The sequence below is a fragment of the Sphingomonas sp. LY29 genome, from assembly GCF_035593985.1.
Lineage (GTDB): Bacteria > Pseudomonadota > Alphaproteobacteria > Sphingomonadales > Sphingomonadaceae > Sphingomicrobium.
Genome location: NZ_CP141587.1, coordinates 683,645 through 706,452, shown reverse-complemented (window position 1 = coordinate 706,452; position 22,808 = coordinate 683,645). Strand labels below are relative to the sequence as shown.

The window sequence follows — 22,808 nt, the reverse complement described above, 5'->3', positions numbered from 1 at the left end:
GGAATGAGGGCAAATTCATGATCAAGACCATTACCGCAGCCTTTCTGGCCGCTGCGATCGCTGTCCCGGCCATGGCGCAGGAACAGCAGGTCGTCACGAAGACGGTCGTGAAAAAGATCGATGGTCAGACGGGCCGCGCCCTTCCCGGCGACGCATCGGCCGAAGCGGCGCAGGTTGCCGCCTGCAACGCGCGCAAGTTCGAAACGAGCGCCGAGCTGGTCAAGGACGGACAGACCAAGGTGACCAAGATCAAGTTGTGCGGAAAGGCCGGCGCCGACGACATGGCGTGGGTCAAGACGTTGGAATCGGCGCGCACGCGCTTGGGTTCGATCCCCGATCTGTCGGCTGACAGTCGGTCGAAGATCGATGGCGAACTGGCAGCCGAGATCGCCCGCCTGCACAAGACGATGGGGCACTAAGTCCTTTGCCGTTCCCGGTGCGCTGTCGTAACGCGCGCCGGTGAACGCTCCTTACGATCAATTGGAAATCGTCGAGCCCGGGATCGCCCGGTTGCTCGCACCCAACCCATCGCCGTTCACCTTTACGGGCACGCAGACCTATCTTGTCGGCGAGGGCGAATTGGTCGTGATCGACCCCGGTCCCGATGAGCCGGCGCATATCGATGCGATGATCGCCGTCATCGCCGGTCGCCCGGTCGCGGCAATTGCCTGCACGCATACGCACCGCGATCATAGCCCGGCCAGCCGCGCGCTGAAGGAGGCGACCGGCGCTCCGATCATGGGCTGCGCTCCGCTGGCGCTGACCGCGATCGGCCCGCGCGCCGATGCAAGCTTCGACCTCGACTATGTGCCGGACCTGGTGATGGCCGACGGGGATGAACTGCGTTTTGACGGCGGCCGCGCCCTGACGGCGGTCGCGACGCCGGGCCACACCTCCAACCATCTTTGCTTCGCGTATGGCGATGCGCTGTTTACGGGCGATCATGTGATGGGCTGGTCGACCAGCGTCGTCGTCCCGCCTGACGGCGACATGGGCGATTATCTCGCCAGCCTCGACAAGCTTCGCTCGCGCGACGATCGGATCTATTTCCCGACGCACGGGCCGCCGGTGACCAAGCCGCAGCAACTGGTGCGCGGCATGATCGGGCACCGGATGCAGCGCGAGAAGCAGATCCTCAAGCGCCTCGCAGCAGGGGACCGCGAGATCGATGAGGTCGTCGCCAATTGCTATCCGGGGCTCGATCCGCGCCTGATCCCGGCGGCGGGCGGATCGGTGCTTGCCCACCTGATGGACCTCAACCGGCGCGGAATGGTTAGTCGCGATGGAGACCAATGGCTGACCAACTGATCCCTTCGCGCCGCTTCCCGATCGCGCTTGTCGTCACCCTGCTGATCGCCGCCGTGCTGATCGGCGGCTTTCTCTGGTCGCGCGAGCAGCAGCGTCAGCAGGAGGAAGAGCTGGCGCAGGCGCAAAGCCTGGTTCGGGTTCTCTCCGCCACGTTCGAAAAGCAGAGCGCGCTCAAGGTTGGTGAAGTCGACGGCGCGCTCGATGTGACTTCAATCGATCCCGGCACCTTCGATTTCCTGCGGTCGGCGCAGAAGGTCACGCTGCCCTATTCGATCGATTACACGGTCGACCTGTCCGATATGACCCCCGATCAATATCGCTGGGACAAGGAGAGCCGGACGCTGGTGGTCGAAGCGCCGAACGTTCAGGTCGGCACGCCCAACATCGACGAGGCGCGCAGGCGGACGATCGCGACGCAGGGCATTTTCGTGTCACGTCGCGCGGCCGACAATCTCAGCCGTCGGGCCGCGGTCCAAGCCAACCGGGCCGCAACGGTGGAGGCGAACAAACCCGAGCATTTCAATCGGGCCCGTGAAAACGCGCGCGAAGTCATTGCCGGAATGCTTCGGACCCCGATGGAAGTGGCCGGGCTTGGGCCGGTGAATATCGTCGTCCGCTTCCCGCAGGACGGCGTTCGCAATAATGAGCGCTGGGATGTCAGCCCGTCGATCGCCGACGTGCTTGAGCAGCGCCAGAAGTGAAGAGAGACGTGACGTGACCGACCAGCCCGCAAGCCTCAAGGGAATCGACCTGCTGTCCGAGATCCAGCGCCTGAAAAAGGAGCGGAACGCTGTCATCCTCGCGCATTATTACCAGAAGCCCGAAATTCAGGATCTGGCCGATTTCGTCGGCGACAGCCTCGACCTGTCGCGTAAGGCCGCTGCGACCGATGCCGACGTCATCGCCTTTTGCGGCGTCCGCTTTATGGCCGAGACCGCCAAGATCCTTAGCCCGCAGAAAACGGTGATCCTTCCCGACATGGATGCCGGCTGCAGCCTGGAAGACAGCTGCCCGCCCGATCAGTTCGCGGCGTTCCGCGCAGCGCACCCCGATCATATCGCGCTGACCTACATCAACTGCTCGGCAGCGGTGAAAGCGCTCAGCGACATCATCGTCACTTCCTCGGCGGCGGAAGCTATCATCGAGCAGATCCCGATGGACCAGAAGATCATCTTCGGTCCCGATCGCCACCTCGGCGGCTATCTCAATCGCCGCTTCGGTCGAGAGATGCTGCTGTGGCCGGGCATCTGCATCGTGCACCAGGCGTTCTCGGAAACGGAACTGCTCAAGCTGAAGGCGCAGTATCCCGGCGCGCCGGTGGCTGCGCATCCCGAATGTCCGCCGCATATCATCGACCATGCCGACCATGTCGGTTCGACCAAGTCGATCCTTGATTTCGCGATCAATTCGCCGAGCGACACGATCCTGGTCGCGACCGAGCCGCATATCATCCACCAGATGGAAAAGGCGGCACCGCACAAGACCTTCATCGGAACGCCGGGCGGTGACGGCAATTGCAACTGCAATATGTGCCCGTACATGGCGCTGAACACGTTGGAAAAGCTCTACGTCGCGCTCCGCGATCTCGAACCGCGAATCGAGCTTTCGGACGACGTCATGGAAGGGGCGCGCAAGCCGCTGGAGCGGATGCTCGACATGGCGGGACGAACGGTCGGGCAGGGCGACGTGGGAAAGCCACCGGTCAGCGGGGACTGACACGAAACTGACACGGATGTGACGTAGTCGTGACGGCCTTCCTTCCCGTCACGACAGGTTTTGCAATGATCGACGTCCCGCCGCCGGTGCCCTCCGCTCAAGTGGAAATCTTCACGACCGGCTATTCGAAGGGCTTGGCCCAGACCGACGGTATTCAGATCGTCGGCCGGGGCGCGGTCGAGCTCGGAAGCTTTTCGCTCGAAGGATTGGCGAAGAACCTCGAGTCGAGCGGCGACAAGGGTGCAGAGGTATCGGCTGCCGTCGGCTACACCCGCGAGGTCGCAGGTATCGAGATGGCGGCGCGTGCGCTCGTCAAGCATCAGCCGGGGATCGATACTCCGGGGTTCGATTCGACCGCGTTGGAATTGAAAGCCGACTTCGCCGGTGATGTCGGCCCGGCGAAAGCCACGCTCGGCTTCACCTATTCGCCCGACGACACCGGATCGACCGAGCAGTCGCTTTTCTCCGAAGCGGGCGTGAGCATCGGCATCGCCAAGGGCGTGAAACTTGGCGGCAAGATCGGTCGACGCGACCGCGGAAATGGGCCAGACTATTACGCTTACAACGCGGGCATCTCGTACGATCCGATCAAGAACGTGACGATCGACGGCCGCGTCTACGACACCGATCGCAGCAACCTTGGCTACGCATATAAGCGGCGTGCGGTCGCCTCGATCCGCGTAAAGTTCTAGCGCACGCCCGCAGGTGGCGGCGGAACGTCCACCACCCGCGTTTGCGGGTGGTGGCGGTCGAGATGTCGCTTGATGATCCTGAGGTTCCGGGTGTTCGACCGGAAAAAGTAGTCGGGGATCGCGCCGACGAACGGGATGGCGCCAAGCAGCATGTCGAACCCGACGTTGCCGCCCATCCGCAGCATTTGCCACTTCGACAACTTCAGGTTTCGCGCTTCCCAAACGATCCAGCTGCCAAGCGCGGCGGCGGAGAGCGTGCCGACGCCGGGGATGAAGTCGAGCAGGACGTCGAGCCCGATCGGCTTGTTGATGCCGGGGATCACGAACAGCCGTTCGAGCACATGCTCCATTCCCTCGATCCGCTGGCGAACTGAATGCGGATCGCTCGACAGGTTGGGAAGGGGGCGGCGCAGACGCTCCGTCGGCGGAACGGTTGGATCGACCATCAATACTCCTCGGTGAACCGGCTATCGGCCAGCCCCACTAACGTGTGACGCGCAAAACCGTTCTCGGCAAAGCCTGGAACCGATCCCGACACCAATGACCAGCGCACGGGTGCCGCGACGGGAAGAAAAAGATGTGCCTCGTCCATCAGGCGGGCCGCCTCGATCAATAGCGCCGCGCGCTGCGCGGGGACCGGTGCAGTGCGCGCCGAATCGAGCAAGGGACCGGCCTCTTCGACGCAGATTGGCGCGACCCCGCAGCGGAACTTGCGAAGCAGCCAGGCGGGCGACGCCGATGGCGAAACTTCGTCGATCCAGATCATGTCGGCTGACGCCGCCGTAGTCGCGCGTTCGACGCTGATGCCAAGCGGCGCCCAATCGGCATTGAAGCGGCGAAGGAGAAGGTCGCCGCCCGGCCCAGCGGGGAGAAGCAGGCGCAGTCGCGGTCGTTCGGTGTCGCCGAAGAGGCGGTCGGCCTCCGCGATGAGTGCAGGGCGCCGGTCAATCGCGGGCACCGTCAGCCACACGGGCTGCGGAGGCTGTCCAACGCCTTCCAGTCCGGCCTGCAACAGGGTCGCGCGCGGAGCCAGTCCGTCGACCGCGAGAGTGGCGACAAGCGCCTGCCGATCGATCGCTTGCGACAGGAGATTCCTGACTTCGGCGTCCGCCACGATTTCGCTGCGAGCGGTCGGCATCAGGCCGAACAGTCCGGCCACGGGGTCGAAGCGGAGCGCGCCGCGCGGGACCTTGGCAGCCTTTGCGATCGGCAGGTCGGCAATCGTGCCGCCCAGGACAAGGTCGACGTCCCTGCTCACGAACGCCGCGACCAGCTTGGCGGCGGTGCCGTTTTCGACCCGCACCAGTTCGACCGGGTCCTTCGCGTCGGGAACGACGATGCGATGCGAAATCAAGCGGGCGTTGGCGGGCATTTGGCCGCCGTCGCTGACCTCCGACGTCAGTTCTTCCGTATCCGCCAATTCGAAGGGGCCGGTGCCAACGCCGTTACGAACGATCCCGAACTCAGGCTGCGCGAGCAGTTGCAGTAAATAGGGACGGGGGGCGGTCAGCCTCAACTCGATCACGCGGTCGGTCATCGCAACGACGTCGACCACTGCGCCAAGCGTGTCCTTGAGCGTGTTCTTCGACGCAGCGCGTAACTGGCGCGATAGGACGCGCGCCACCTCGTCCGCTTTCACTCGGCGGCCCGACGGCCATTCCGCGCTCTTCAGCCGGAAGATGTAGCTGAGGCCGTCGTCGCTGACGTTCCACCGCTCGGCGAGGCCGGGGACAACCTGTCCGCGCGGATCGAAGCGGACCAGCCCTTGGGCAAGGTCCATTCGAAATTGCGCGTCACCCGCACTCAGCGGTGCTTCGATCGTTTCAATCAACTCCGGCGGCTTGTCGCCGATGATCCCGACGCGGGTCGCGCTTTCGCGCTCGCTTCCGCATGCCGTCAAGAGTGACGTCGCCACGGCAATTGCCATCAGGCATTGGCAAGTCGGTCGGATGAACGGCATCGCGGAACGGTTTAGCCTTAAACAGGGGTTCAGCAACCACTGGATATTGCCATCGGACTGTTTTACATCACTAAGGCAGTAATTCGGCGTACCGCCGGCTTTGAAAGGGTAAGATGTCGGACGGTCACGGCATTTGGCAGCGCGGCGGAATCGATATCGAACAGTTGCCCGACCCCTTCGGCCGTCCCGATTCGGTCGGGAGCGCACCGCCGATCGAGCCGCCCTCACCTCCGCGCAAGTCGCGTCGCCGCTGGTTGCGGTGGGGCCTCAATATCTTTGCCCTGCTGATCGTCGTCACGTTGGTGTGGCTGGTCGTGACCGCTCCGCTGGGGCGGGCGCTCGAGCCGCTCAAGGACCCGGCGATGCTGTTGCTCAGCGAGGAAGGACGGCCGATCGCCCGGCGCGGCGCGATCAAGGACAAGCCGGTCGAGATTGCGCGGCTCGATCCGCTGACTCCCGCCGCGTTCATCGCGATCGAGGACCGCCGTTTCAGGGGCCATTGGGGTATCGACCCGCGCGCGATTGGTCGCGCGATGATGACCAATTTCCAGGCTGGAGGCGTGCGACAGGGCGGCAGCACGATCACCCAGCAGCTCGCGAAGACCAGCTTCCTCTCCTCCGATCGCTCGATGAAGCGCAAGGCGCAGGAAGTCATCATCGCCTTCTGGCTGGAGGCTTGGCTGACCAAGGACGACATTCTCTCGCGCTATCTGTCGTCGGTTTATTTCGGTGACGGCGTCTATGGCCTTCGCGCCGCGTCGCGCCATTATTTCGATCGTGAGCCGGAACGGCTGACCCTGGCCCAGTCGGCGATGCTCGCGGGGATGGTGCAGGCGCCGTCGCGGTTGGCCCCGACGCGCAACCTCGCCCTCGCGCAAAAACGCAGCCGCCTCGTTTTACAGACGATGGCGGACACCGGCGTCATCACGCAGGCCCGCGCCAGGGCGACGCGTTCGGCCCGGCCGACCGGTGTGTCGGACACGGTCCCCACCGGCACCTTCTTCGCCGACTGGGTAGCGCCGCAGGCCGCCCGCGCCTTCGAGGCCGACTATGGCCAGATGAAGGTGTCGACCACGCTCGATGCCGATCTTCAGCGGCTGGCCGTCCGCGCCGTTACTCGCGCCGAGATCGGCGGAGCGCAGGCCGCGTTGGTCGCGATGCGTCCCGACGGGCGCGTGGTCGCGATGGTCGGCGGCCGCAACTATGCGAAGAGCCCGTTCAACCGCGCAACGCAGGCACGTCGCCAACCAGGAAGTGCGTTCAAGCTGTTCGTCTATCTCGCCGCCCTGCGCGCCGGCTACACGCCCGATTCGAAGATCGAGGACCGACCGATCACGATCGACGGCTGGTCGCCGGGCAATAGCGACGGAGTCTATCGCGGGACGATCACGCTTCGCGAAGCTTTTGCGCGCTCGAGCAACGCTGCGACCGTTCGGCTTGCCGAACAGGTCGGGCGCGGCAACGTCGTCCGGGCGGCGCGCGACCTCGGCATCGACACGCCGCTGACTGACCGGCCGAGTCTTGCCTTGGGTACGTCGGGCGTCAGCCTGGTCGAACTTACCGCCGCCTATGCTGCGCTTGCCGGGGGGCGATACCCCATCCAGCCGCGGGGACTGCCCAAACCAAGCGAAGAGGCGGGCGGCATTGGCGCCATGTTCGCCCGCGGTGGACGCCTCGATGACCGCAGCGTCCGCGCGCCTATGCTCGATCTTCTTTGGGCGGCTGCCAATGACGGCACTGGACGGCGAGCGGCATTGGCGACTCCCACCTTTGGCAAGACGGGCACCAGTCAGAACAATCGTGACGCGCTGTTCGTCGGCTTCGCCGGAGACCTTGTCGTCGGCGTGTGGGTCGGACGCGACGACAATGGGTCGCTCGGCAAGATTACCGGGGGAACTGCGCCCGCCAGCATCTGGCGCGCCTTCATGGCACCGGCCTTGTCCATCGACGGCAGCCGCGGTCCCGTCTTGCCCTCGGGCTTCCGCGTGCCTCAGCAACCGACCGAGCGGCCCGCCGCGCGTCGCAGCCCGCTCCCGCCCGAATGGAGCGAGAAGGGCGACGCGGTCCGGGAAATCCTGGATATGGTCGACCAGCTTTTCCAAAAGCTGTGAGGCTCACTGCGAAAAAATTGATGGTTAACGATCGAAAACCGGCGGTCTTAAACCTTTCTCAACCCTTGGGCCCGTATTTGAGGATCGACCGACGCGCCGAAAGGCCGCGAAGGTGGGGGAAAGTGGATCCCCTTTTGTGGAGCCTTTAGGAGACCGGAAATGTCGAAGTTTCTCAAGCTGATCAAGAACAACAAGGGTGCGACCGCGATTGAATACGGCCTGATCGCCGCCCTCATCGCCGTTGCCGCGATTGCCGCCATGGGCAACATCGGCTCGAACCTGTCGAGCACCTTCAACGACGTCGCGACGAAGCTCTAAGCTTCTCGCCAAGTCGAAGAAAAGGAGCGGCGGCGTCGAAAGGCGCCGCCGCTTTCTTTTTGTCTGCCGAAGATGGCGCTGCAACCCGATCCGCATCAATGTGTTGCCTCCCTTGAGAGGGAGACGATGGGCAAGTCGAACAAGCAGGGCAGGGCGAAATAGTGCAGCCCGCTGTCGAGATTGCGCAGACGATCATGTCTTACTGCGGTCCTCCGCCGTCGCCTTCCGAACTACCTTCCCGTTGGAATTTCGATCCGCTCCTGTTGGTGGTGCTGGCGGTTGCCGCTGCTGCAGGCTTCCGCGCGATCGACCGGAAGCGTGATCGCCAATATTTCGCCGGCTCGATCGGCCTCTCGCTCTTTCTGTTCGTCAGTCCTTTCTGCGCCTTGGGCGTGGCGCTGTTCGCCGGTCGCTCGGTGCATCACCTGATCCTGATCCTCGGCGTGGCACCGCTGCTGGCGCTTGCCTTCCGAGCGCGGCAGTGGGACATCGGGCTCGGCCGCGCGACGGCTCTTCAGGCGCTGATCTTCTGGCTTTGGCACTGGCCCGCGTTCTATTCGGCGGCATTGTCGAACGATGCGCTGTTCTGGCTGATGCAAATATCGATTACCGGAAGCGCCTATCTCTTCTGGGCGGCGCTGCTCCGGTCGGAGCCGATCAAGGCCGTTGGCGGCCTGTTGGCAACCACCGTATTGATGGGCGCGCTTGGCGCGCTGCTGACCTTTTCCACTCGCGCGCTTTACGCGCCGCATTGGTCGAGCACCGCCCAGTGGGGCCTGGCGCCGATCGAGGATCAACAACTCGCGGGCCTGTTGATGTGGGCGCCGGGAAGCTTGCCCTACCTGCTGATCGCGATCGCGATCCTGTACCGGTCGATGAAACTGCCCGCGGCGGCATGATCCGGGCAATCCGTCGTTGGGCGAAGCGCCACAGCCGCAAGGGGCGCTATACGCCGGTCGGCATTACCTTCCATTGGGTGATGGCGGCACTGGTGCTCTATCAACTGGGCTCGGGCTGGATGATGGAGCGGATCGCGGTCGGCGGCGACAAGATCGCGGCCTATGCGCATCATAGTGAGATCGGCCTGACCCTTCTGCTGCTCGCGTCGTTGCGTTTCGTGTGGCGCGCAATCGTGCCAGGCCCGATCAACGATGCGGACATTCCCGGGTGGCAGGCCGTCGCGGCGCATGCCACGCACATCCTGTTTTACGGCCTGTTTGCGCTGTTGCCACTCAGCGGCTGGGCGATGTGGTCCGCTCTGCAACCCGCTGCGCCGCTGTCGATTGCCGGCGTGATCCCTGTGCCGGCGATGCCTTTTTACGACCTGTCGCCCGAATGGCAGCGGTGGATCCTCGATGTCGCTCGTCAGGCCCACGGTCTTGGCGTGGTCGGCCTGGCGTTATTGGTTCCGATGCACGTGGGCGCCGCGCTCAAGCACCATTTTTGGGATCGGCACGACGTGCTGGAGGGCATGCTTCCCGAGATTGAGGATTCCGAAGACCACCCGGCAGGCGCGATGCATAAGCCGACAGCGCCCGCGCCTCAGCGGGGGTGATTGCCTTCGAAATGCGGGTCATCGTGCCATTGGCGTCGCCATACCGATTTCCCTCGCGCCAGTCGCGCAGCTGCTTGGCCAGATAGTCCGAAGACTGCCCCGCTAGCGGCGGATTTCCGGTATTTCCCTCGCCCGTCGCACCGTGACAGGAGGCGCAGGAGGCGATGCCCCGACGTGGATCGCCAGCATGATAAAGTGCGATTGGCGGAAAAGGATCAGCGCATGCCCTCGGCCTATCCATGGCGGCATAATAGGCAGACACCTTCTGCCGCTGTTCCATCGACAGCCGCTTCGCGATCGCCGCCATTTCCGCGTGGCTGCGCTGCCCCTCCGCATAGAAACCCAACTGCCGCGATAGATAGCCTTCGTCGATGCCGGCGAGGCGAGGGGAAAGATTGCCGTCGCCTTCGCCCTTGAGGCCATGACATGACGCGCAAGCATAAGCCGCGCCCGCTTCGCCGCCGCTCAGCGCGATCAATTCGCCAGTCGCCGCGAAGGGGTCGGCCACGGCGTCGGGCTTCGAGCATCCGGCGACCAACAAAAGCGCGAGGAGCAGGGCCGGATGGATGTGGTTCATTGGCGTCGGAACCGGTTCGCCATACCGATGGTTCCGCTGCCATGGCAGCAGGGGGGACAAGCGTTGGCGGATCGGGCAGGATTTTACGTCTGGTGACGGCGGTCGCGATCGCCTCGGGCGCCGCTTGCAAGCCCCCGCCCGACACGCGCTGGACGGTCGATGCCGAAGCCGCGAAACGCGGCCGTGCGGTCGTAGAAAAAGTCCAATGCGCCGCCTGTCATGAGATTGAGGGAATTGAATGGCCGAAGGGCATGACCGGTCCGAGCCTGGCCACGTTCGATGATCGCGGGATGATCGCCGGCAGCCTCCCCAATCGCCCCGACGTTCTCGCCGCGTTCGTCCGCAACGCGCCCGGCGTGAAGCCCGGCTCCCCCATGCCGCCAATGCCCATCAGTCAGCGCGAAGCGGAAGATGTCGCGGCGTTCTTGTACGAGAACGGCCGATGAGGGAGGCGCTGTTCGGCTGGCCGCCGCCGGTGCTCGACCCCGCCGGTCCCTATGCGTCTTCGGTGACGATCCTGGCGTGGGTATTGTTCGCGATCGGCGTCGTCGTAACCGGTATCGTCGTGCTCGCGCTGCTCGTTGCCATCAAGGGCAAGCCTTCGTTCAAGGCCAAATTGGGCGGCGAGAAAGCGGTGTGGATCGCGGGCGTCGCCTTTCCCGCGGTCGTGCTCACCATTCTGCTGGTGTGGGGTCTCTCGCTGACGTCGAAGCTCAACTCGCCTATCGCCGGAAACGAGCTTCGCGTCCGGGTGACCGGCGAACTCTTCTGGTTTCGCGTCGACTACCTCGATCCGCAAGGTCGCATCCTGTTCAGCGATGCCAACGAGATTCACATTCCCGTCGGCCGCCCGGTGGTATTCGAACTCAAGTCGGCCGACGTGATCCACAGCTTCTGGGTTCCCAACCTGTCGGGCAAGAAGGACATGCTTCCCGGCCGGACGAACCTGTTGAAGGTCGAGGCTCGCGAGGCAGGGCAATATGGCGGGGTCTGCGCCGAATTCTGTGGCCGCGCGCATGCCCTGATGGGTCTCGTCGTCGTCGCGGAGCAGCCCGATCGGTGGCAGCAATGGATGGCCAGCCGTCAAGCGCCGCGACCCGTCGCCGCATCGCGCGCGCAGCAGCTTTTCATGGATAGCGGGTGTGCCGCCTGTCACAATGTCCGGGGCACCGCCGCTAACGGCCTTGCCGGCCCCGACCTCACAAATGTCGGATCGCGGCGGACCTTGGGCGCGGGCATTCTACCGAACAATCGTGGCACGATGATCGGCTGGATCGGCGACAGCCAATCGATCAAGCCGGGCAATCGCATGCCCAACTACGACATGCTCCCGGCCGAGGACACCGCCGCGATCGCGACCTGGCTCGAGACGTTGAAATGAGCTCGGAGACCGGGTTCGACGCTAGTCTCTACGACCGCTTTCCAACCCCAGGCCCGCGACCCAAGGAGGAATTGGAAGAGCTCAAGCGCATCTGGTGCGCCCCCAAGGGCTGGCAGTATCTGACCGCGGTCAACAACAACTACATCGGCTTCTACTACATCGTCGCGGCCTTCGCCTTCTTCCTCGCGGCGGGGATCCTTGCGCTCGCGATGAGGGTCCAGCTCGCCGCGCCGCTGATGGAGTTCATGGACCCCGGCACTTACAACCAGTTCTTCACCATGCACGGCACGGTGATGATGTTCCTGTTCGCGGTGCCGGCGGTCGAGGCGATGGGCATCTTGCTCCTGCCGCAGATGCTCGCCGCGCGCGACATGCCGTTCCCGCGCCTGTCGGCCTATGCCTTCTGGGCGTATCTCGTCGGCGGGGTTACCTTCTTCTGCTCGCTGTTCGTCGGACTTGCCCCCGACGGCGGTTGGTTTATGTACCCGCCGCTGACCAGCAAGGCCTATTCGCCAGGCATCAACACCGACTTCTGGCTGCTCGGGATCGGCTTCATCGAGATTAGCGCGATTGCCGGCGCGATCGAAATCATCGTCGGTGTGCTGCGAACCCGAGCACCGGGAATGAGCCTTGCGAAAATGCCGGTGTTCGCCTGGGCAATGCTGATCTTCGCAGTGATGATCGTGATCGCCTTTCCATCGGTGATCCTTGGAACGCTGCTGCTGGAGATGGAGCGGGCATTCAACTGGCCCTTCTTCGATCCGACGCGCGGCGGCGACGTCCTGCTGTGGCAACACCTGTTCTGGTTCTTCGGTCATCCGGAGGTCTACATCATCTTCCTGCCGGCGGCGGGGCTGATGTCGATGATGGTTGCCACGGTCGCTCAGACTCCGCTGGTTGGATATCGACTCGTTGTGGCCGCGATGGTGGCGACCGGGTTCATCAGTTTCGGCGTGTGGGCGCATCACATGTTCGCGGTCGGAATGCCGCAAATGACGACCGGCTTCTTTTCCGCCGCCAGCATGGCGGTCAGCGTGCCGGCTGGCATCCAGGTCTTCGCGTGGATCGCGACGCTGGCATCGGGCAAGATCCGCTGGTCGACGCCGGCGCTATTCGTCGTTGGCAGCATCGTCATCTTCACGATGGGCGGCCTGACCGGCGTCATGGTGGCGATGGTGCCGTTCGATTGGCAGGCGCACGACAGCTACTTCATCGTCGCGCATCTCCACTATGTACTGATCGGCGGCATGGTCTTCCCGCTGTTCGCGGCCTTCTACTACTGGATCCCGATGATCAGCCGCCGAGCGCTGTCGGAGCGATTGGGCAAGTGGGTCTTCGCGCTGATGTTCGGCGGCATGCACATCGCTTTCCTGCCGATGCATCTGTCGGGGATGATGGGCATGCCTCGGCGCGTCTTCACCTACTTGCCCGGAAGTGCGCTCGACTGGCTCAACATGATCTCTACCGTCGGCAGCGCGATCCTGGCGCTGGGGGTGTTGTTGTTCTTGTTCGACGTGGCACGCAATTTCCGCTGGGCGCCGGAAGACGGCAATGCCGGCAACGTGTTCAATGCAGGCACGCTCGAGTGGCTTCCATCCGGCCTTTATTCGACGCGGTCGATCCCTCTGGTGAAGGGGCGTGAGCCGCTGTGGGAACAGCCGCAACTCGCCAAGGAAGTCGAGGACGGACGCTACTTTCTGCCCCGAAGCGCGACCGGCCTTCGCGAGACGATCGTCACCAGTCCGGTCATAGCCGAACCGCAATATGTGGAAATCATGCCGGGGCCGTCGCCATGGCCGTTCGCGTCGGCAATCTTCACCGCCTTCTTCTTCCTGGCGCTGACGGTGCAAGCCTATGGCTTCGCCGCGTTCAGTGCGATCGTGATGGTGTTTACGACGCTTCGCTGGGTGTGGGAAACCGACCGGCCGATCCGTCAGACGTCGGCCGACATCGGCGCGAACATCCAGGTGCCGACCTATCGCACCGGTCCGTCGAGCCACGGCTGGTGGGCGGTCACGATCCTGTTCGTCGTCTTTGGCATGATCATGTTCATGGCCGGCTTCAGCTTCCTCTATCTTTACGGGGTCCAGCCGCAATTCTGGATCGCGCCGCCGCGATTGGGAACGCTCGGACCGATCCTGCTGCTGTACGGCGGCGCAGCCGCGTTCGGTTGGTGGTCGCGGCAAAGCCTGGTCCGCCGCGAGGCCGCGGGGCGCCGGACATGGGTGCTGATGGTTATCGCCGCCAGCCTGCTAACCGCAGCGACATGGCTTGACGCCACCGGCTGGCTTGCCGCTGGACTTCGTCCTGATCTCAGCGGGCAGGGGGCGACCGTCTTTGCAATGATTGCGCAGCAGGGGACCGTGGTCGGCCTGGTGGTCATCATGGCGCTTTACCTGGTGGCGCGTGGGACCCGTGGGCTCATCCTCGCGCCGCGCGATGCTACCGTCGACGCGATCGTTCGGGTGCTATGGTTCGCGGTTATTCAGGGCGCGCTGGTCGCTGTTCTGACGAGGGTTGTTGCGCCGTGACCGGTTGGCGCCCCGCCTTGGTGGCGATGCTGGCCTGGGCATTCCACTTCTTCGCGGCCTATGGGGTAATGCTGGTCGCTCCCGACAGCATGATTTCGCGCGTGGCGACGATTGGCCTGGCAGCGCTGTGCCTGATCGTCGTCGCCCTAGCCTTTCGGCGCGCGCCCGGTGAATCGGTGGTTCAGGTCTCGAGCCTGACGGCCGCGATCGGGATCATCTTCCAGGGGCTTGTGGCCGTCTTCTGAAGGCACAAAAAAGCCCGCCGAAGCGGGCTTTTCTATTGGAATGGTGGAGCCGAGGGGGATCGAACCCCTGACCTCTGCAATGCCATTGCAGCGCTCTCCCAGCTGAGCTACGGCCCCATCCGGCCCGGCCCTTTAGGGCACTTCCGCCGGCTTGCAAATGCAAAATCGCAGGGAATTAACGGCGCGGCAAATTACCGCGCCGTCCGCGATCAATTATCGTCGTCCTCGTCCTTGGTCGCGACGCCAAGATCGTCCTCGCCGGTCGCCAGATCGACTTCGTCGTCAGCGCTGGGCTCCTCGTCCTCGTCGGGCACCAGATCCTCGGCACCCAGATCCTCGTCGGCTTCCTTGACCTTGTCGGGGGTCGCGGCGACTTCGTAGGGAAGGGGCTGCTTCGACTTCAGCACCGGCTCGGGAACCCACGTGTTGTCGCACGCGATGCAGGTCACCGGCTCGTCATTGCCGAGGTCGTAGAAGCGGGTCGAGCATTTGGGGCAAGTGCGCTTGGCGCCCCATTCGGGTTTGACCATCTGGCCTGATCTCCTTGGGTGACGCGGGCGCGGGTTTGGCGCTCCGCCGTCGATTGGCGGGCGCCTTGCCATAGCCCTGCCTCCCTGTCAAAGCGCGGCCACGCATGACGCATCCCGAACAGCCCTCCGCCCCGCTGGTCATCGCAGTCGATGGCCCCGCCGCCAGCGGCAAGGGCAGCATCGCCCGCGCGCTGGCCCGCCATTACGGGCTTCCGCACATGGATACCGGAATGCTCTATCGTGCAGTTGCGCTCAGCATGGTGCGATTTGGCGGCGATCCAGGCATCGAGTTCGAAGCGGTCCGTGCCTGCGACGGCGTGCCCCAGGTCAGCCCCGACGACCCCGAACTGCGCAGCGAGATTGTCGGCTCGATCGCCAGCCGCATTTCTGCTTATCCCGGCGTTCGCGCCGCCTTGATCAAGCGGCAGCGCAGCTTCGCGTCGAACTCGACCGGCGCCGTTCTCGACGGGCGCGACATCGGGACGGTGATTGCCCCCGATGCGACGGCAAAGCTTTTCGTGACCGCGGTCGTTGAAGTTCGCGCGGAGCGCCGACTGGCGGAGCTGATCGCGGCCGGCAAGCATGCGCATCTGGAAGACGTGCTGATCGACCTCAAGGCTCGCGACGAGCGCGATGCGGGTCGAGCGTCGGCGCCATTGGTCCAAGCCGCTGACGCGGACTTGCTCGACACGAGCAGCCTTTCTCTCGACGATGCGATCGTCGCCGCCATCGCGCTGGTGGACGCCCGGCGTTAAGCCGCGCCGCGCTTGCCCGCCTTTTCCGACAGAAGGCGCGCCACTTTCTGGGCGACGCTTTCCAAATCCGGCAGCCGTTTCTTCAATGGGACGTCGCGTGGGCGCGGATCGATTGCGCACAGCGTTCCGAAGAACGTGCCGTCATCGAGATTGAGCGGAATCGAAAGGTAGCTCTTGAATCCGTAGAGAATGGGGACGGGGTGATTCCACCAGTCCGGGTCCTCGCTGGTGTCGTCGATGACGATCGCCTCGCCGCACTGCCGCACATCAGTGCAGATCGTCTTCTTGATTTCCAGCTCGCCGCCCGGATCCATTCCGAACTCGATGCGGTCGTCGACTTGGCAGGCGATCCACCGATCCTCTGAGACGAAGGCGACCGCGCTGAATCCCATGCCGGTGAGTTCGCACACCTCGGCCAGCGCCGCGCGAATGTCAGGGTCGTCGCCCCACTCGGCAATCGTGTGAGAAAGCTTGTCGCCCACCTGAGACTCGACCCCCCGATCGTTTACCCGACATTAAATCGCATAACGCCGCGCCAAATCCAATCGGTCGGCGTCAACCTTGCCGTTTCCCCCTCCGTAGGCTATGCGCGCCTCCGTCCGGCAGGCCCTGCGCCTGCGGCGGTTTGGCTTCAGGTCGCGTAGGGGGTGTCAGGCAGGCGCAAGCTTCCTGAAACGCGCTGCGCTTCGCAAAGTCGCCGCACGGACATTCCGACCGGCATGGGGCCGGCGGGATTGTGCACTGGGTTTCCAGGTCCGCCCGATGAAGTTCGACCATCTCGGTCGGCGGCGGCATGAAAGTCCGAAGTTCGAAAGACGTTTGATTTTATGGCCACAACGGCATTTCCCAGCCGCGACGATTTCGCGGCCCTCCTCAACGAAAGCCTGGGCGGCGAGAACGAGGCCTTCGAAGGCCGCGTCGTCAAGGGCACCGTCACCGGCATCGAGAACGACCTTGCGGTCATCGACGTCGGTTTGAAGAGCGAAGGCCGCGTGCCGCTGCGCGAATTCGCAGCGCCGGGCCAGAAGGCCGAGCTTAAGGTCGGCGATACCGTCGAAGTCTATGTCGACCGCGTCGAGAACGCCAATGGCGAAGCGATGCTCAGCCGCGACCGCGCCCGCCGCGAAGCCGCCTGGGACAAGCTGGAAAAGGAATTCGAAAAGGCCGAGCGCGTCGACGGCGTGATCTTCGGTCGCGTCAAGGGCGGCTTCACCGTCGACCTCGGCGGTGCCGTGGCCTTCCTGCCGGGCAGCCAGGTCGACATCCGCCCGGTCCGCGACGTCGGTCCGCTGATGGACATCGCGCAGCCGTTCGTCATCTTGAAGATGGACCGTCGCCGCGGCAACATCGTCGTGTCGCGTCGTGCGATCCTGGAAGAAACCCGCGCTGAACAGCGTTCGGGCCTGATCCAGAGCCTGGCCGAAGGTCAGGTGATCGAAGGCGTCGTCAAGAACATCACCGACTACGGCGCGTTCGTCGACCTCGGCGGCATCGACGGCCTGCTGCATGTCACCGACATCAGCTACAAGCGCGTCGGCCATCCGTCGGAAGTCATCGCCATCGGCGACACCGTCAAGGTGCAGATCATCCGCATCAACCGCGAAACCCAGCGCATCAGCCTGGGCATGAAGCAGCTTGAGAGCGATCCGTGGGAAGGCGCCGCCGCCAAGTATCCGATCGAGGGTAACTTCACCGGCCGCGTCACCAACATCACCGAATATGGCGCGTTCGTCGAGCTCGAGCCGGGCATCGAAGGCCTCGTCCACGTGTCGGAGATGAGCTGGACCAAGAAGAACGTCCACCCGGGCAAGATCGTCAGCACCAGCCAGGAAGTCGAGGTCAAGATCCTCGAAGTCGACCAGGAAAAGCGTCGCATCAGCCTCGGCCTCAAGCAGGCTCAGTCGAACCCGTGGGCCGACTTCGCCGACAAGCATCCGGTCGGTTCGACCGTCGAGGGCGAAGTCAAGAACGCGACCGAATTCGGTCTGTTCGTTGGTCTCGACGGCGACGTCGACGGCATGGTCCATATGTCGGACATCGCCTGGGGCGTGTCGGGCGAGGAAGCCCTTGCGCTTCATCACAAGGGTGAGACCGTCACGGCGCAGGTCCTTGACGTCGACGTCGAAAAGGAGCGCATCAGCCTTGGCATCAAGCAGCTCGAGCGCGGCGGCGTCGCGGTCGGCGGCGGTGCTTCGTCGGGTGGCGTCAACAAGGGCGAAACCTTGACCGTGACCGTGCTCGAAGTGCGCGACGGTGGCCTTGAAGTGCAGGTCGGCGACGACGGCGCGACGGGCTTCATCAAGCGTACCGACCTTGGCCGCGACCGCGACGAGCAGCGTCCGGAGCGTTTCCAGGTCGGCCAGAAGTTCGACGCGCTCGTCACCGGTTTCGACCGGTCGAAGAAGCCGAACTTCTCGATCAAGGCGCTTCAGATCGCCGAGGAAAAGCAGGCCGTTGCGCAGTACGGTTCTTCGGATGCCGGCGCTTCGCTGGGCGACATCCTTGGCGCCGCGCTGAAGGAAAAGGCGAAGAAGTAAAGGGGCAGGCCATGCCTGAGGCATGGCCGGTCAGTTACTGATCGCTGCAAAAAGGGAAGGGCGCTGGTGCGGGAACGCATCCGCGCCCTTTTCCTATGGGGAACAGGGTGATACGCAACTGCCAAGCGCCAGGGGGGCGTGTGGCGAAGCAATTCACGGGGACATCGATGATCCGTTCGGAACTGGTGCAGAAATTGTGCAATGATTTTCCCGATCTCACGCAGCGTGAGGTCGAGAACGTGGTGTCGGCCTTGTTCGATTCGATCACCGATCAGCTTGCCAAGGGCGGGCGTGTCGAGCTTCGCGGCTTCGGCGCCTTTTCGACCCGTCAGCGCGATGCGCGCACGGGCCGCAACCCGCGTACCGGCGAGGCGGTCGACGTCGATGCCAAGCGCGTGCCCTATTTCAAGCCGGGCAAGGAAATGCGCGAGCGCCTGAATTTAGGCGAAGTCACCGCCGAATAGTCCGATCGCGCCAGTTCGGCGCATCGGTCACGCGGATGTGGCGGAATGGTAGACGCAGCCGACTTAAAATCGGCTTCCCATAAGGAGTGCGGGTTCAAGTCCCGCCATCCGCACCACCGGATTTCTTAATCCCGGTATGGAGAATTTGTTAAACAGTCGTCGGTAAACGGCTGGCTGTGCGTCCTTTGTTGCATCGTCTTTTCCCCGCGAGGGAGCCCGAGTTCGCGCTGGCGAAAGCCCGGCGGGACATCATCGTCCTTGCCGTTTTGATCGGCGCGGTGTGCATGCTGATCTGGAACGGCAGCGCGTTCTTCCAGCGACTGGCGATCGACGGCGACCGATTCGGTCCAGGTTTGAAAATCGCGTCGACCGCCCTGACCCTTAACGTTGCGCTGATCCTGTTCGGCTGGCGGCGCTACGTCGACCTTCAGCACGAGACCGAGCGCCGCCGCGAAGGCGAAGAGCGCGCCGCGATCGTCGCGTCGACCGACGGCATGACGGCCCTGCTCAATCGCCGGGGATTCGCCGATAAGGGCGAAGCGCTCCGCCGGCGGGCAACGGTGACCGGTCATCGCATTTATATCCTCTCGCTTCAGCTCAATCGCTTCAAGAGCGTCAACGACCGCCACGGCTATGACATCGGCGACAAGGTTTTGCGGCTGATCGCGGCTTCGCTGGAAGAGGGCGCGGGCGAGGGGCGGCTTGTGGCCCGGCTGTCGGGCGACGAATTTGCAATCGCCCTCGACGCCGCACCGGCCGCGAAGCAGCAGGTCGAAGCGCTCGCGCTGTCGCTGCTCCGCCAGGTCACGCGCCCGTTCGAGATCGACGGCCGCCTTATCCAGATCGGCGCGTTCGTCGGCATTGTTTCGGCAGATCCGCGCGAAGGCCAGATCCCCGACATCCTGCGCCGCGCCGACATTGCGTTGGAACATGCCCGGTCGATTCGATCCGCCAAGCCAGCATGGTTCGACGAGGGAATGGAGCGGGCGCTGATCCAGCATAGTGAGATGGAACAGGGCATCCGTTACGGCCTGGAGCACGGCCAGTTCCTGCCGTACTTCGAGCCGCAGGTTGATCTGCTGACCGGCAAGATCGTCGGGTTCGAAGTGCTGGCGCGCTGGGATCATCCGCTCAGCGGCATGATCGCGCCCGATCAGTTCATCCCGATCGCCGAGGAGCATGGCCTGATCGGTCGCCTGAGCGAACAGATCTTCCTCTCGGCAATGATCCAGGCAGCCGACTGGGATCCGGCAATCAAGCTGTCGATCAATATCTCTCCGACGCAACTGGCCGACAGCTGGCTGGCGCAGCGGATCGTTCGATTGCTGACCGAAGCCGGCTTCCCTGCCGAGCGACTGGTCGTCGAGATTACCGAAAGTTCGCTGTTCGCCGATCTCGACCTCGCGCGTTCGATTGTTACCAGCCTGAAGAACCAGGGCATCAAGCTCGCGCTCGACGATTTCGGGACGGGATTTTCGTCACTCTCGCACCTGCGCTCGCTTCCCTTCGACGTCATCAAGATCGACCGCTGCTTCGTGTCGACGATCGAGCAGGACCGGGAGAGCGCGGCGATCGTTCGCGCCGTCACCACTCTCGCCGAAGCGATTGGCGTGCCGGTGACGGTCGAGGGCATCGAGAATGCCGAAACGCATGCCGCGGTCGCCGGCTTCGGCTGCGCCGTGGGTCAAGGCTGGTATTTCGGAAAGCCGATGAGCGGCGAGCAGGCGCGCGCCCTCCTGCGCAGTCGCGAAGAGGCGCAGTCCGCAAAGCTTCCCAAGACCCGCACCGCCTGACCTGACCGCTGCGAAGGCCGACTGTCCCTCCGTGGGACGGAAGGATCGCCCACCCACGATCATCGTTGATCAGATGGTAAAAGCGGCGTTAAGCAGGTTGTTATGCAGGGCGGAAAAGCAAAGCTTGTCACGATGGATCGCCCGATGTTCGGGCGCTCTCGGTCGGCTCTAAAGTCGAACGTGACCACCTCGACCGCCACAGCCGATCTCCGCCTTTTCTCTCTGACGTTCGTTGGCGGCTTCCTGTTCATGGCCGTCTACTTGGCGTGACCGCGATCAATCGCAGGCGAGGTGGAGCTTCCATCCCAGCCACGCCGCGATCACGCTCGACACGGCGACGATCAGCAAACTGTCCGCGACGGTTACGCCCAAGATCACCGCGCCTGTCAGCACCAGCGTTGCCGCCACCATAAAGCCCGAGTTGACGATGTTGTTGGCCGCGACCGTGCGCGCCGTTTCCGATGGCGGCACGGTCGTCGTCAGGAAGGCGTAAAGCGGGACGACGAACATGCCGCCGGCGATCGCGACGCCGAGCAGGTCGAGCACGATCATCCATCCCCCCGGCATGGCGAGAAAGGTCGTGAGGTCGCGAAGCTGCTCGACCGGCGCTGGCCAGCCTTTGACGCGGCGATAGAGATCGAGAACGAACAAACCCATCAGCAGCGCCGACGCGGGCGAGTAGCGAGCGGAAACCTGGCCGCCGAGCAACCGGTTCACCGCGACCGAGCCTAGCGCGACCCCGACCGAGAAAATCGCCAGAAACAGCGTCGCGACGGTCTGGTCTGCGCCGAGCGCATTCTTGACGAGCGGCGGAAACTGCGCCGCCAGGACCGCCCCCATCGCCCAGAAGAAACTGATGGCGAGGATGGCGAGGAACAGCCTTGGAATATGAAGCGTCGCCCGAACCAGCGTGTTTGACGCGCGCACGATGTGCCAATCCATCTTGAACGGCGGGACGTCGGGATCGGGATGGGCAGGAGGAACGAATTGGCCGGCAATTCGGCCAATAAGGGCGACAACCAGAACGCCGACTGCGGCCCACTCGGCATGGAAACTTCCGTCGGGCCGCTGGAGCACCAGCACGCCGCCAAGCAAGGTCCCACCCAAGATGCCGATGTAGGTCCCGGCTTCCACCAGGCCCGTCCCGCCGAGCACTTCGCCGGGATGCAGATGCTGCGGAAGAATGGCGTATTTGATTGGCCCGAAGAAGGTCGAATGCACGCCCATGGCGCACAGGGCGAGGAGCAGGAGCGGAATGTTGTGGAGCAGCAGCCCTGCCGCACCCGCGACCATGATGACGATCTCGGCGGTCTTCACGATCCGGACGATCCGCGCCTTGTCCATCGAATCTGCAAGCTGACCGGCAAGTGCCGACAGCAGGAAGAAGGGCAGGATGAACAGCCCTCCCGCAACCGCGCTGAATGTCGCCTCCTGCGTCGCGTCGCGGTAGATGCCGTAGATCACGAGCATCACCATCGCGGTGCGGAACAGATTGTCGTTGAAGGCGCCTAGGAATTGGGTGACGAAAATCGGTAGGAACCGCCGTCGCAGCAAGAGCTTGGGTGATGCTTCCATGAAGTCGTCTGGCCTTGCTGAACACGGATTGGACGGCGTGATAGCCCAGCGCTTCCGACGCGCAAAGCATCGTCGGTCGGGGATTGTGCAGCCCCGCTGCAATGCCCTAGCGATAGGGCGATGCTGACGGTCCCAAATCTTCTTACGCTTTCGCGGATCCTGGCGGTGCCGATCCTCGTCTTCCTGCTATGGCGACCGACGCCGATCGACTACGGCATCACCTTCATTCTCTATTGCCTGGTCGGGATCACCGACTATTTTGACGGCTATCTGGCGCGCGCCAATGGGCAGATCAGCCGCCTCGGCCAATTCCTCGATCCGATCGCCGACAAGATCATGGTCGCCGCGGTCATCGTCATGCTGATCGCCAGTCGCAAGATGTCGGGCGAGCCGGTGATCGAGGGGCTGCACATCATCCCCGCGCTGGTGATCCTGCTGCGAGAGATCATCGTGTCCGGACTCCGCGAATATCTTGCCCCGCTCAACGTCTCGATGCCGGTCAGCAAGCTCGCCAAGTGGAAGACGACGCTGCAGTTGGTGTCGCTCGGCGCGCTGATCCTTGGCGGTGCTTTTCCGCATCAGCTTTGGGTGCATCAGGTCGGCCTCGGCACTCTGTGGGCTGCGGCTGCGCTGACGCTCGTCACCGGTTACGACTACTTGCGCATCGGCCTGAAGCACATGGATTGAGGCGCTTCCGCGCTTATCGATTTTTCCGGTGCGACTGACGCATATTAATCGTTTCCGCCGTTCCTGCCGATGG

General features: G+C 63.8%; 23 protein-coding genes, 2 tRNA genes and 1 pseudogene. 19 read left to right on the top strand and 7 right to left on the bottom strand.

Annotation, left to right across the window (positions count from 1 at the left end):
- The first annotated feature begins 17 nt into the window (after positions 1-17).
- The 5 genes from SH584_RS03525 (at position 18) to SH584_RS03505 (ending at position 3,716) form a co-directional block, all read left to right on the top strand.
- The gene (locus SH584_RS03525) at positions 18-419 is read left to right on the top strand and encodes a hypothetical protein (RefSeq protein WP_324808602.1); all 402 of its coding nucleotides are present in this window, start codon (positions 18-20) and stop codon (positions 417-419) included.
- 40 nt (positions 420-459) lie between these two features.
- Positions 460-1,308 (top strand): MBL fold metallo-hydrolase, encoded by an 849-nt coding sequence (locus tag SH584_RS03520; protein WP_324808600.1) that lies wholly within the window; start codon positions 460-462, stop codon positions 1,306-1,308.
- Entirely contained in the window at positions 1,293-2,009 is a 717-nt protein-coding gene (locus SH584_RS03515; RefSeq protein ID WP_324808598.1) for a DUF4230 domain-containing protein, read from the top strand. Before SH584_RS03520 ends, SH584_RS03515 begins: the two co-directional genes overlap by 16 nt.
- Before the next feature lie 13 nt (positions 2,010-2,022).
- On the top strand, positions 2,023-3,024 hold the full coding sequence (nadA, locus tag SH584_RS03510; protein WP_324808596.1) for a quinolinate synthase NadA: 1,002 nt from the start codon (positions 2,023-2,025) through the stop codon (positions 3,022-3,024).
- 65 nt (positions 3,025-3,089) lie between these two features.
- Positions 3,090-3,716, top strand: a complete 627-nt coding sequence (locus SH584_RS03505) for a TorF family putative porin (protein WP_324808594.1) — start codon at positions 3,090-3,092, stop codon at positions 3,714-3,716.
- On the opposite strand, the gene SH584_RS03500 is transcribed toward SH584_RS03505, so the two are convergent.
- Together SH584_RS03500 and SH584_RS03495 are read right to left on the bottom strand one after the other, a co-directional pair.
- Complete coding sequence (locus SH584_RS03500; protein WP_324808592.1) at positions 3,713-4,162, bottom strand: DUF4112 domain-containing protein; 450 nt, start codon at positions 4,160-4,162, stop codon at positions 3,713-3,715. The genes SH584_RS03505 and SH584_RS03500 overlap by 4 nt on opposite strands.
- Entirely contained in the window at positions 4,162-5,631 is a 1,470-nt protein-coding gene (locus SH584_RS03495; RefSeq protein ID WP_324808590.1) for an ABC transporter substrate-binding protein, read from the bottom strand. The genes SH584_RS03500 and SH584_RS03495 overlap by 1 nt, the downstream gene beginning before the upstream one ends.
- A 158-nt stretch (positions 5,632-5,789) precedes the next feature.
- Between SH584_RS03495 and SH584_RS03490 the strand changes: the two genes are divergently transcribed.
- From SH584_RS03490 to SH584_RS03475, 4 genes are all read left to right on the top strand, one after another.
- Positions 5,790-7,787 (top strand): transglycosylase domain-containing protein, encoded by a 1,998-nt coding sequence (locus SH584_RS03490; protein WP_324808588.1) that lies wholly within the window; start codon positions 5,790-5,792, stop codon positions 7,785-7,787.
- 159 nt (positions 7,788-7,946) lie between these two features.
- Entirely contained in the window at positions 7,947-8,105 is a 159-nt protein-coding gene (locus SH584_RS03485; RefSeq protein ID WP_324808586.1) for a Flp family type IVb pilin, read from the top strand.
- A gap of 161 nt (positions 8,106-8,266) precedes the next feature.
- Entirely contained in the window at positions 8,267-9,004 is a 738-nt protein-coding gene (locus SH584_RS03480) for a cytochrome c oxidase assembly protein (RefSeq protein ID WP_324808584.1), read from the top strand.
- On the top strand, positions 9,001-9,660 hold the full coding sequence (locus tag SH584_RS03475; protein ID WP_324808582.1) for a cytochrome b: 660 nt from the start codon (positions 9,001-9,003) through the stop codon (positions 9,658-9,660). The genes SH584_RS03480 and SH584_RS03475 overlap by 4 nt, the downstream gene beginning before the upstream one ends.
- Before the next feature lie 25 nt (positions 9,661-9,685).
- Here SH584_RS03475 and SH584_RS03470 read toward each other — a convergent pair.
- A pseudogene (locus tag SH584_RS03470) lies at positions 9,686-10,237 on the bottom strand (c-type cytochrome); the annotation flags it as partial.
- 92 nt (positions 10,238-10,329) lie between these two features.
- Between SH584_RS03470 and SH584_RS03465 the strand changes: the two are divergent.
- Genes SH584_RS03465 through SH584_RS03450 form a run of 4 tightly spaced genes read left to right on the top strand, consistent with a single transcriptional unit; the run spans position 10,330 to position 14,394 of the window.
- Positions 10,330-10,683 (top strand): c-type cytochrome, encoded by a 354-nt coding sequence (locus SH584_RS03465; RefSeq protein WP_324808580.1) that lies wholly within the window; start codon positions 10,330-10,332, stop codon positions 10,681-10,683.
- A complete protein-coding gene (locus SH584_RS03460) occupies positions 10,680-11,618 on the top strand; it encodes a cytochrome c oxidase subunit II (protein ID WP_324808578.1) in 939 nt (312 codons plus the stop codon). Before SH584_RS03465 ends, SH584_RS03460 begins: the two co-directional genes overlap by 4 nt.
- Positions 11,615-14,149, top strand: coding sequence for a cbb3-type cytochrome c oxidase subunit I (locus tag SH584_RS03455; RefSeq protein ID WP_324808576.1), 2,535 nt, complete (start codon positions 11,615-11,617; stop codon positions 14,147-14,149). Before SH584_RS03460 ends, SH584_RS03455 begins: the two co-directional genes overlap by 4 nt.
- The gene (locus tag SH584_RS03450) at positions 14,146-14,394 is read left to right on the top strand and encodes a hypothetical protein (RefSeq protein ID WP_324808574.1); all 249 of its coding nucleotides are present in this window, start codon (positions 14,146-14,148) and stop codon (positions 14,392-14,394) included. The genes SH584_RS03455 and SH584_RS03450 overlap by 4 nt, the downstream gene beginning before the upstream one ends.
- 41 nt (positions 14,395-14,435) lie before the next feature.
- On the opposite strand, the gene SH584_RS03445 is transcribed toward SH584_RS03450, so the two are convergent.
- Positions 14,436-14,511 (bottom strand) — tRNA-Ala (locus SH584_RS03445).
- Between the two features lie 92 nt (positions 14,512-14,603).
- Positions 14,604-14,924 carry an FYDLN acid domain-containing protein gene (locus SH584_RS03440; RefSeq protein WP_322842467.1) on the bottom strand — a complete coding sequence of 107 codons (321 nt, stop codon included), beginning with the start codon at positions 14,922-14,924 and terminating at the stop codon, positions 14,604-14,606.
- Between the two features lie 134 nt (positions 14,925-15,058).
- Here SH584_RS03440 and SH584_RS03435 point away from each other — a divergent pair, with 134 nt between their 5' ends.
- Positions 15,059-15,679 carry a (d)CMP kinase gene (locus tag SH584_RS03435; protein ID WP_324809457.1) on the top strand — a complete coding sequence of 207 codons (621 nt, stop codon included), beginning with the start codon at positions 15,059-15,061 and terminating at the stop codon, positions 15,677-15,679.
- Here the strand turns inward: SH584_RS03435 and SH584_RS03430 are convergent.
- Positions 15,676-16,161, bottom strand: coding sequence for a GAF domain-containing protein (locus tag SH584_RS03430; RefSeq protein ID WP_324808572.1), 486 nt, complete (start codon positions 16,159-16,161; stop codon positions 15,676-15,678). The genes SH584_RS03435 and SH584_RS03430 overlap by 4 nt on opposite strands.
- Positions 16,162-16,506: 345 nt before the next feature.
- Between SH584_RS03430 and rpsA the strand changes: the two genes are divergently transcribed.
- The 4 genes from rpsA (at position 16,507) to SH584_RS03410 (ending at position 20,473) form a co-directional block, all read left to right on the top strand.
- Positions 16,507-18,216 (top strand): 30S ribosomal protein S1, encoded by a 1,710-nt coding sequence (rpsA, locus tag SH584_RS03425; RefSeq protein ID WP_322842465.1) that lies wholly within the window; start codon positions 16,507-16,509, stop codon positions 18,214-18,216.
- Between the two features lie 167 nt (positions 18,217-18,383).
- Entirely contained in the window at positions 18,384-18,680 is a 297-nt protein-coding gene (locus SH584_RS03420; protein WP_322842464.1) for an integration host factor subunit beta, read from the top strand.
- A 31-nt stretch (positions 18,681-18,711) separates the two neighbouring features.
- Positions 18,712-18,796 (top strand) — tRNA-Leu (locus SH584_RS03415).
- 72 nt (positions 18,797-18,868) lie between these two features.
- Complete coding sequence (locus tag SH584_RS03410; RefSeq protein WP_324808570.1) at positions 18,869-20,473, top strand: putative bifunctional diguanylate cyclase/phosphodiesterase; 1,605 nt, start codon at positions 18,869-18,871, stop codon at positions 20,471-20,473.
- Positions 20,474-20,749: 276 nt separating this feature from the next.
- Here SH584_RS03410 and SH584_RS03405 read toward each other — a convergent pair whose 3' ends face one another.
- A complete protein-coding gene (locus SH584_RS03405) occupies positions 20,750-22,048 on the bottom strand; it encodes an MFS transporter (RefSeq protein WP_322842461.1) in 1,299 nt (432 codons plus the stop codon).
- A gap of 120 nt (positions 22,049-22,168) precedes the next feature.
- Between SH584_RS03405 and pgsA the strand changes: the two genes are divergently transcribed.
- Positions 22,169-22,735 (top strand): CDP-diacylglycerol--glycerol-3-phosphate 3-phosphatidyltransferase, encoded by a 567-nt coding sequence (gene pgsA / locus SH584_RS03400; protein ID WP_324808567.1) that lies wholly within the window; start codon positions 22,169-22,171, stop codon positions 22,733-22,735.
- Positions 22,736-22,808: the final 73 nt, after the last annotated feature.

Bases quoted from the DNA above. Each gene is read 5' to 3' on its own strand.
- SH584_RS03405 (WP_322842461.1), bottom strand. From the start codon at position 22,048: ATGGAAGCATCACCCAAGCTCTTGCTGCGACGGCGGTTCCTACCGATT.
- SH584_RS03460 (WP_324808578.1), top strand. From the start codon at position 10,680: ATGAGGGAGGCGCTGTTCGGCTGGCCGCCGCCGGTGCTCGACCCCGCC.
- SH584_RS03490 (WP_324808588.1), top strand. From the start codon at position 5,790: ATGTCGGACGGTCACGGCATTTGGCAGCGCGGCGGAATCGATATCGAA.
- SH584_RS03505 (WP_324808594.1), top strand. From the start codon at position 3,090: ATGATCGACGTCCCGCCGCCGGTGCCCTCCGCTCAAGTGGAAATCTTC.
- SH584_RS03500 (WP_324808592.1), bottom strand. From the start codon at position 4,162: ATGGTCGATCCAACCGTTCCGCCGACGGAGCGTCTGCGCCGCCCCCTT.
- SH584_RS03485 (WP_324808586.1), top strand. From the start codon at position 7,947: ATGTCGAAGTTTCTCAAGCTGATCAAGAACAACAAGGGTGCGACCGCG.
- SH584_RS03440 (WP_322842467.1), bottom strand. From the start codon at position 14,924: ATGGTCAAACCCGAATGGGGCGCCAAGCGCACTTGCCCCAAATGCTCG.
- rpsA (WP_322842465.1), top strand. From the start codon at position 16,507: ATGGCCACAACGGCATTTCCCAGCCGCGACGATTTCGCGGCCCTCCTC.
- SH584_RS03455 (WP_324808576.1), top strand. From the start codon at position 11,615: ATGAGCTCGGAGACCGGGTTCGACGCTAGTCTCTACGACCGCTTTCCA.
- SH584_RS03525 (WP_324808602.1), top strand. From the start codon at position 18: ATGATCAAGACCATTACCGCAGCCTTTCTGGCCGCTGCGATCGCTGTC.
- SH584_RS03475 (WP_324808582.1), top strand. From the start codon at position 9,001: ATGATCCGGGCAATCCGTCGTTGGGCGAAGCGCCACAGCCGCAAGGGG.
- SH584_RS03515 (WP_324808598.1), top strand. From the start codon at position 1,293: ATGGCTGACCAACTGATCCCTTCGCGCCGCTTCCCGATCGCGCTTGTC.
- SH584_RS03420 (WP_322842464.1), top strand. From the start codon at position 18,384: ATGATCCGTTCGGAACTGGTGCAGAAATTGTGCAATGATTTTCCCGAT.
- pgsA (WP_324808567.1), top strand. From the start codon at position 22,169: ATGCTGACGGTCCCAAATCTTCTTACGCTTTCGCGGATCCTGGCGGTG.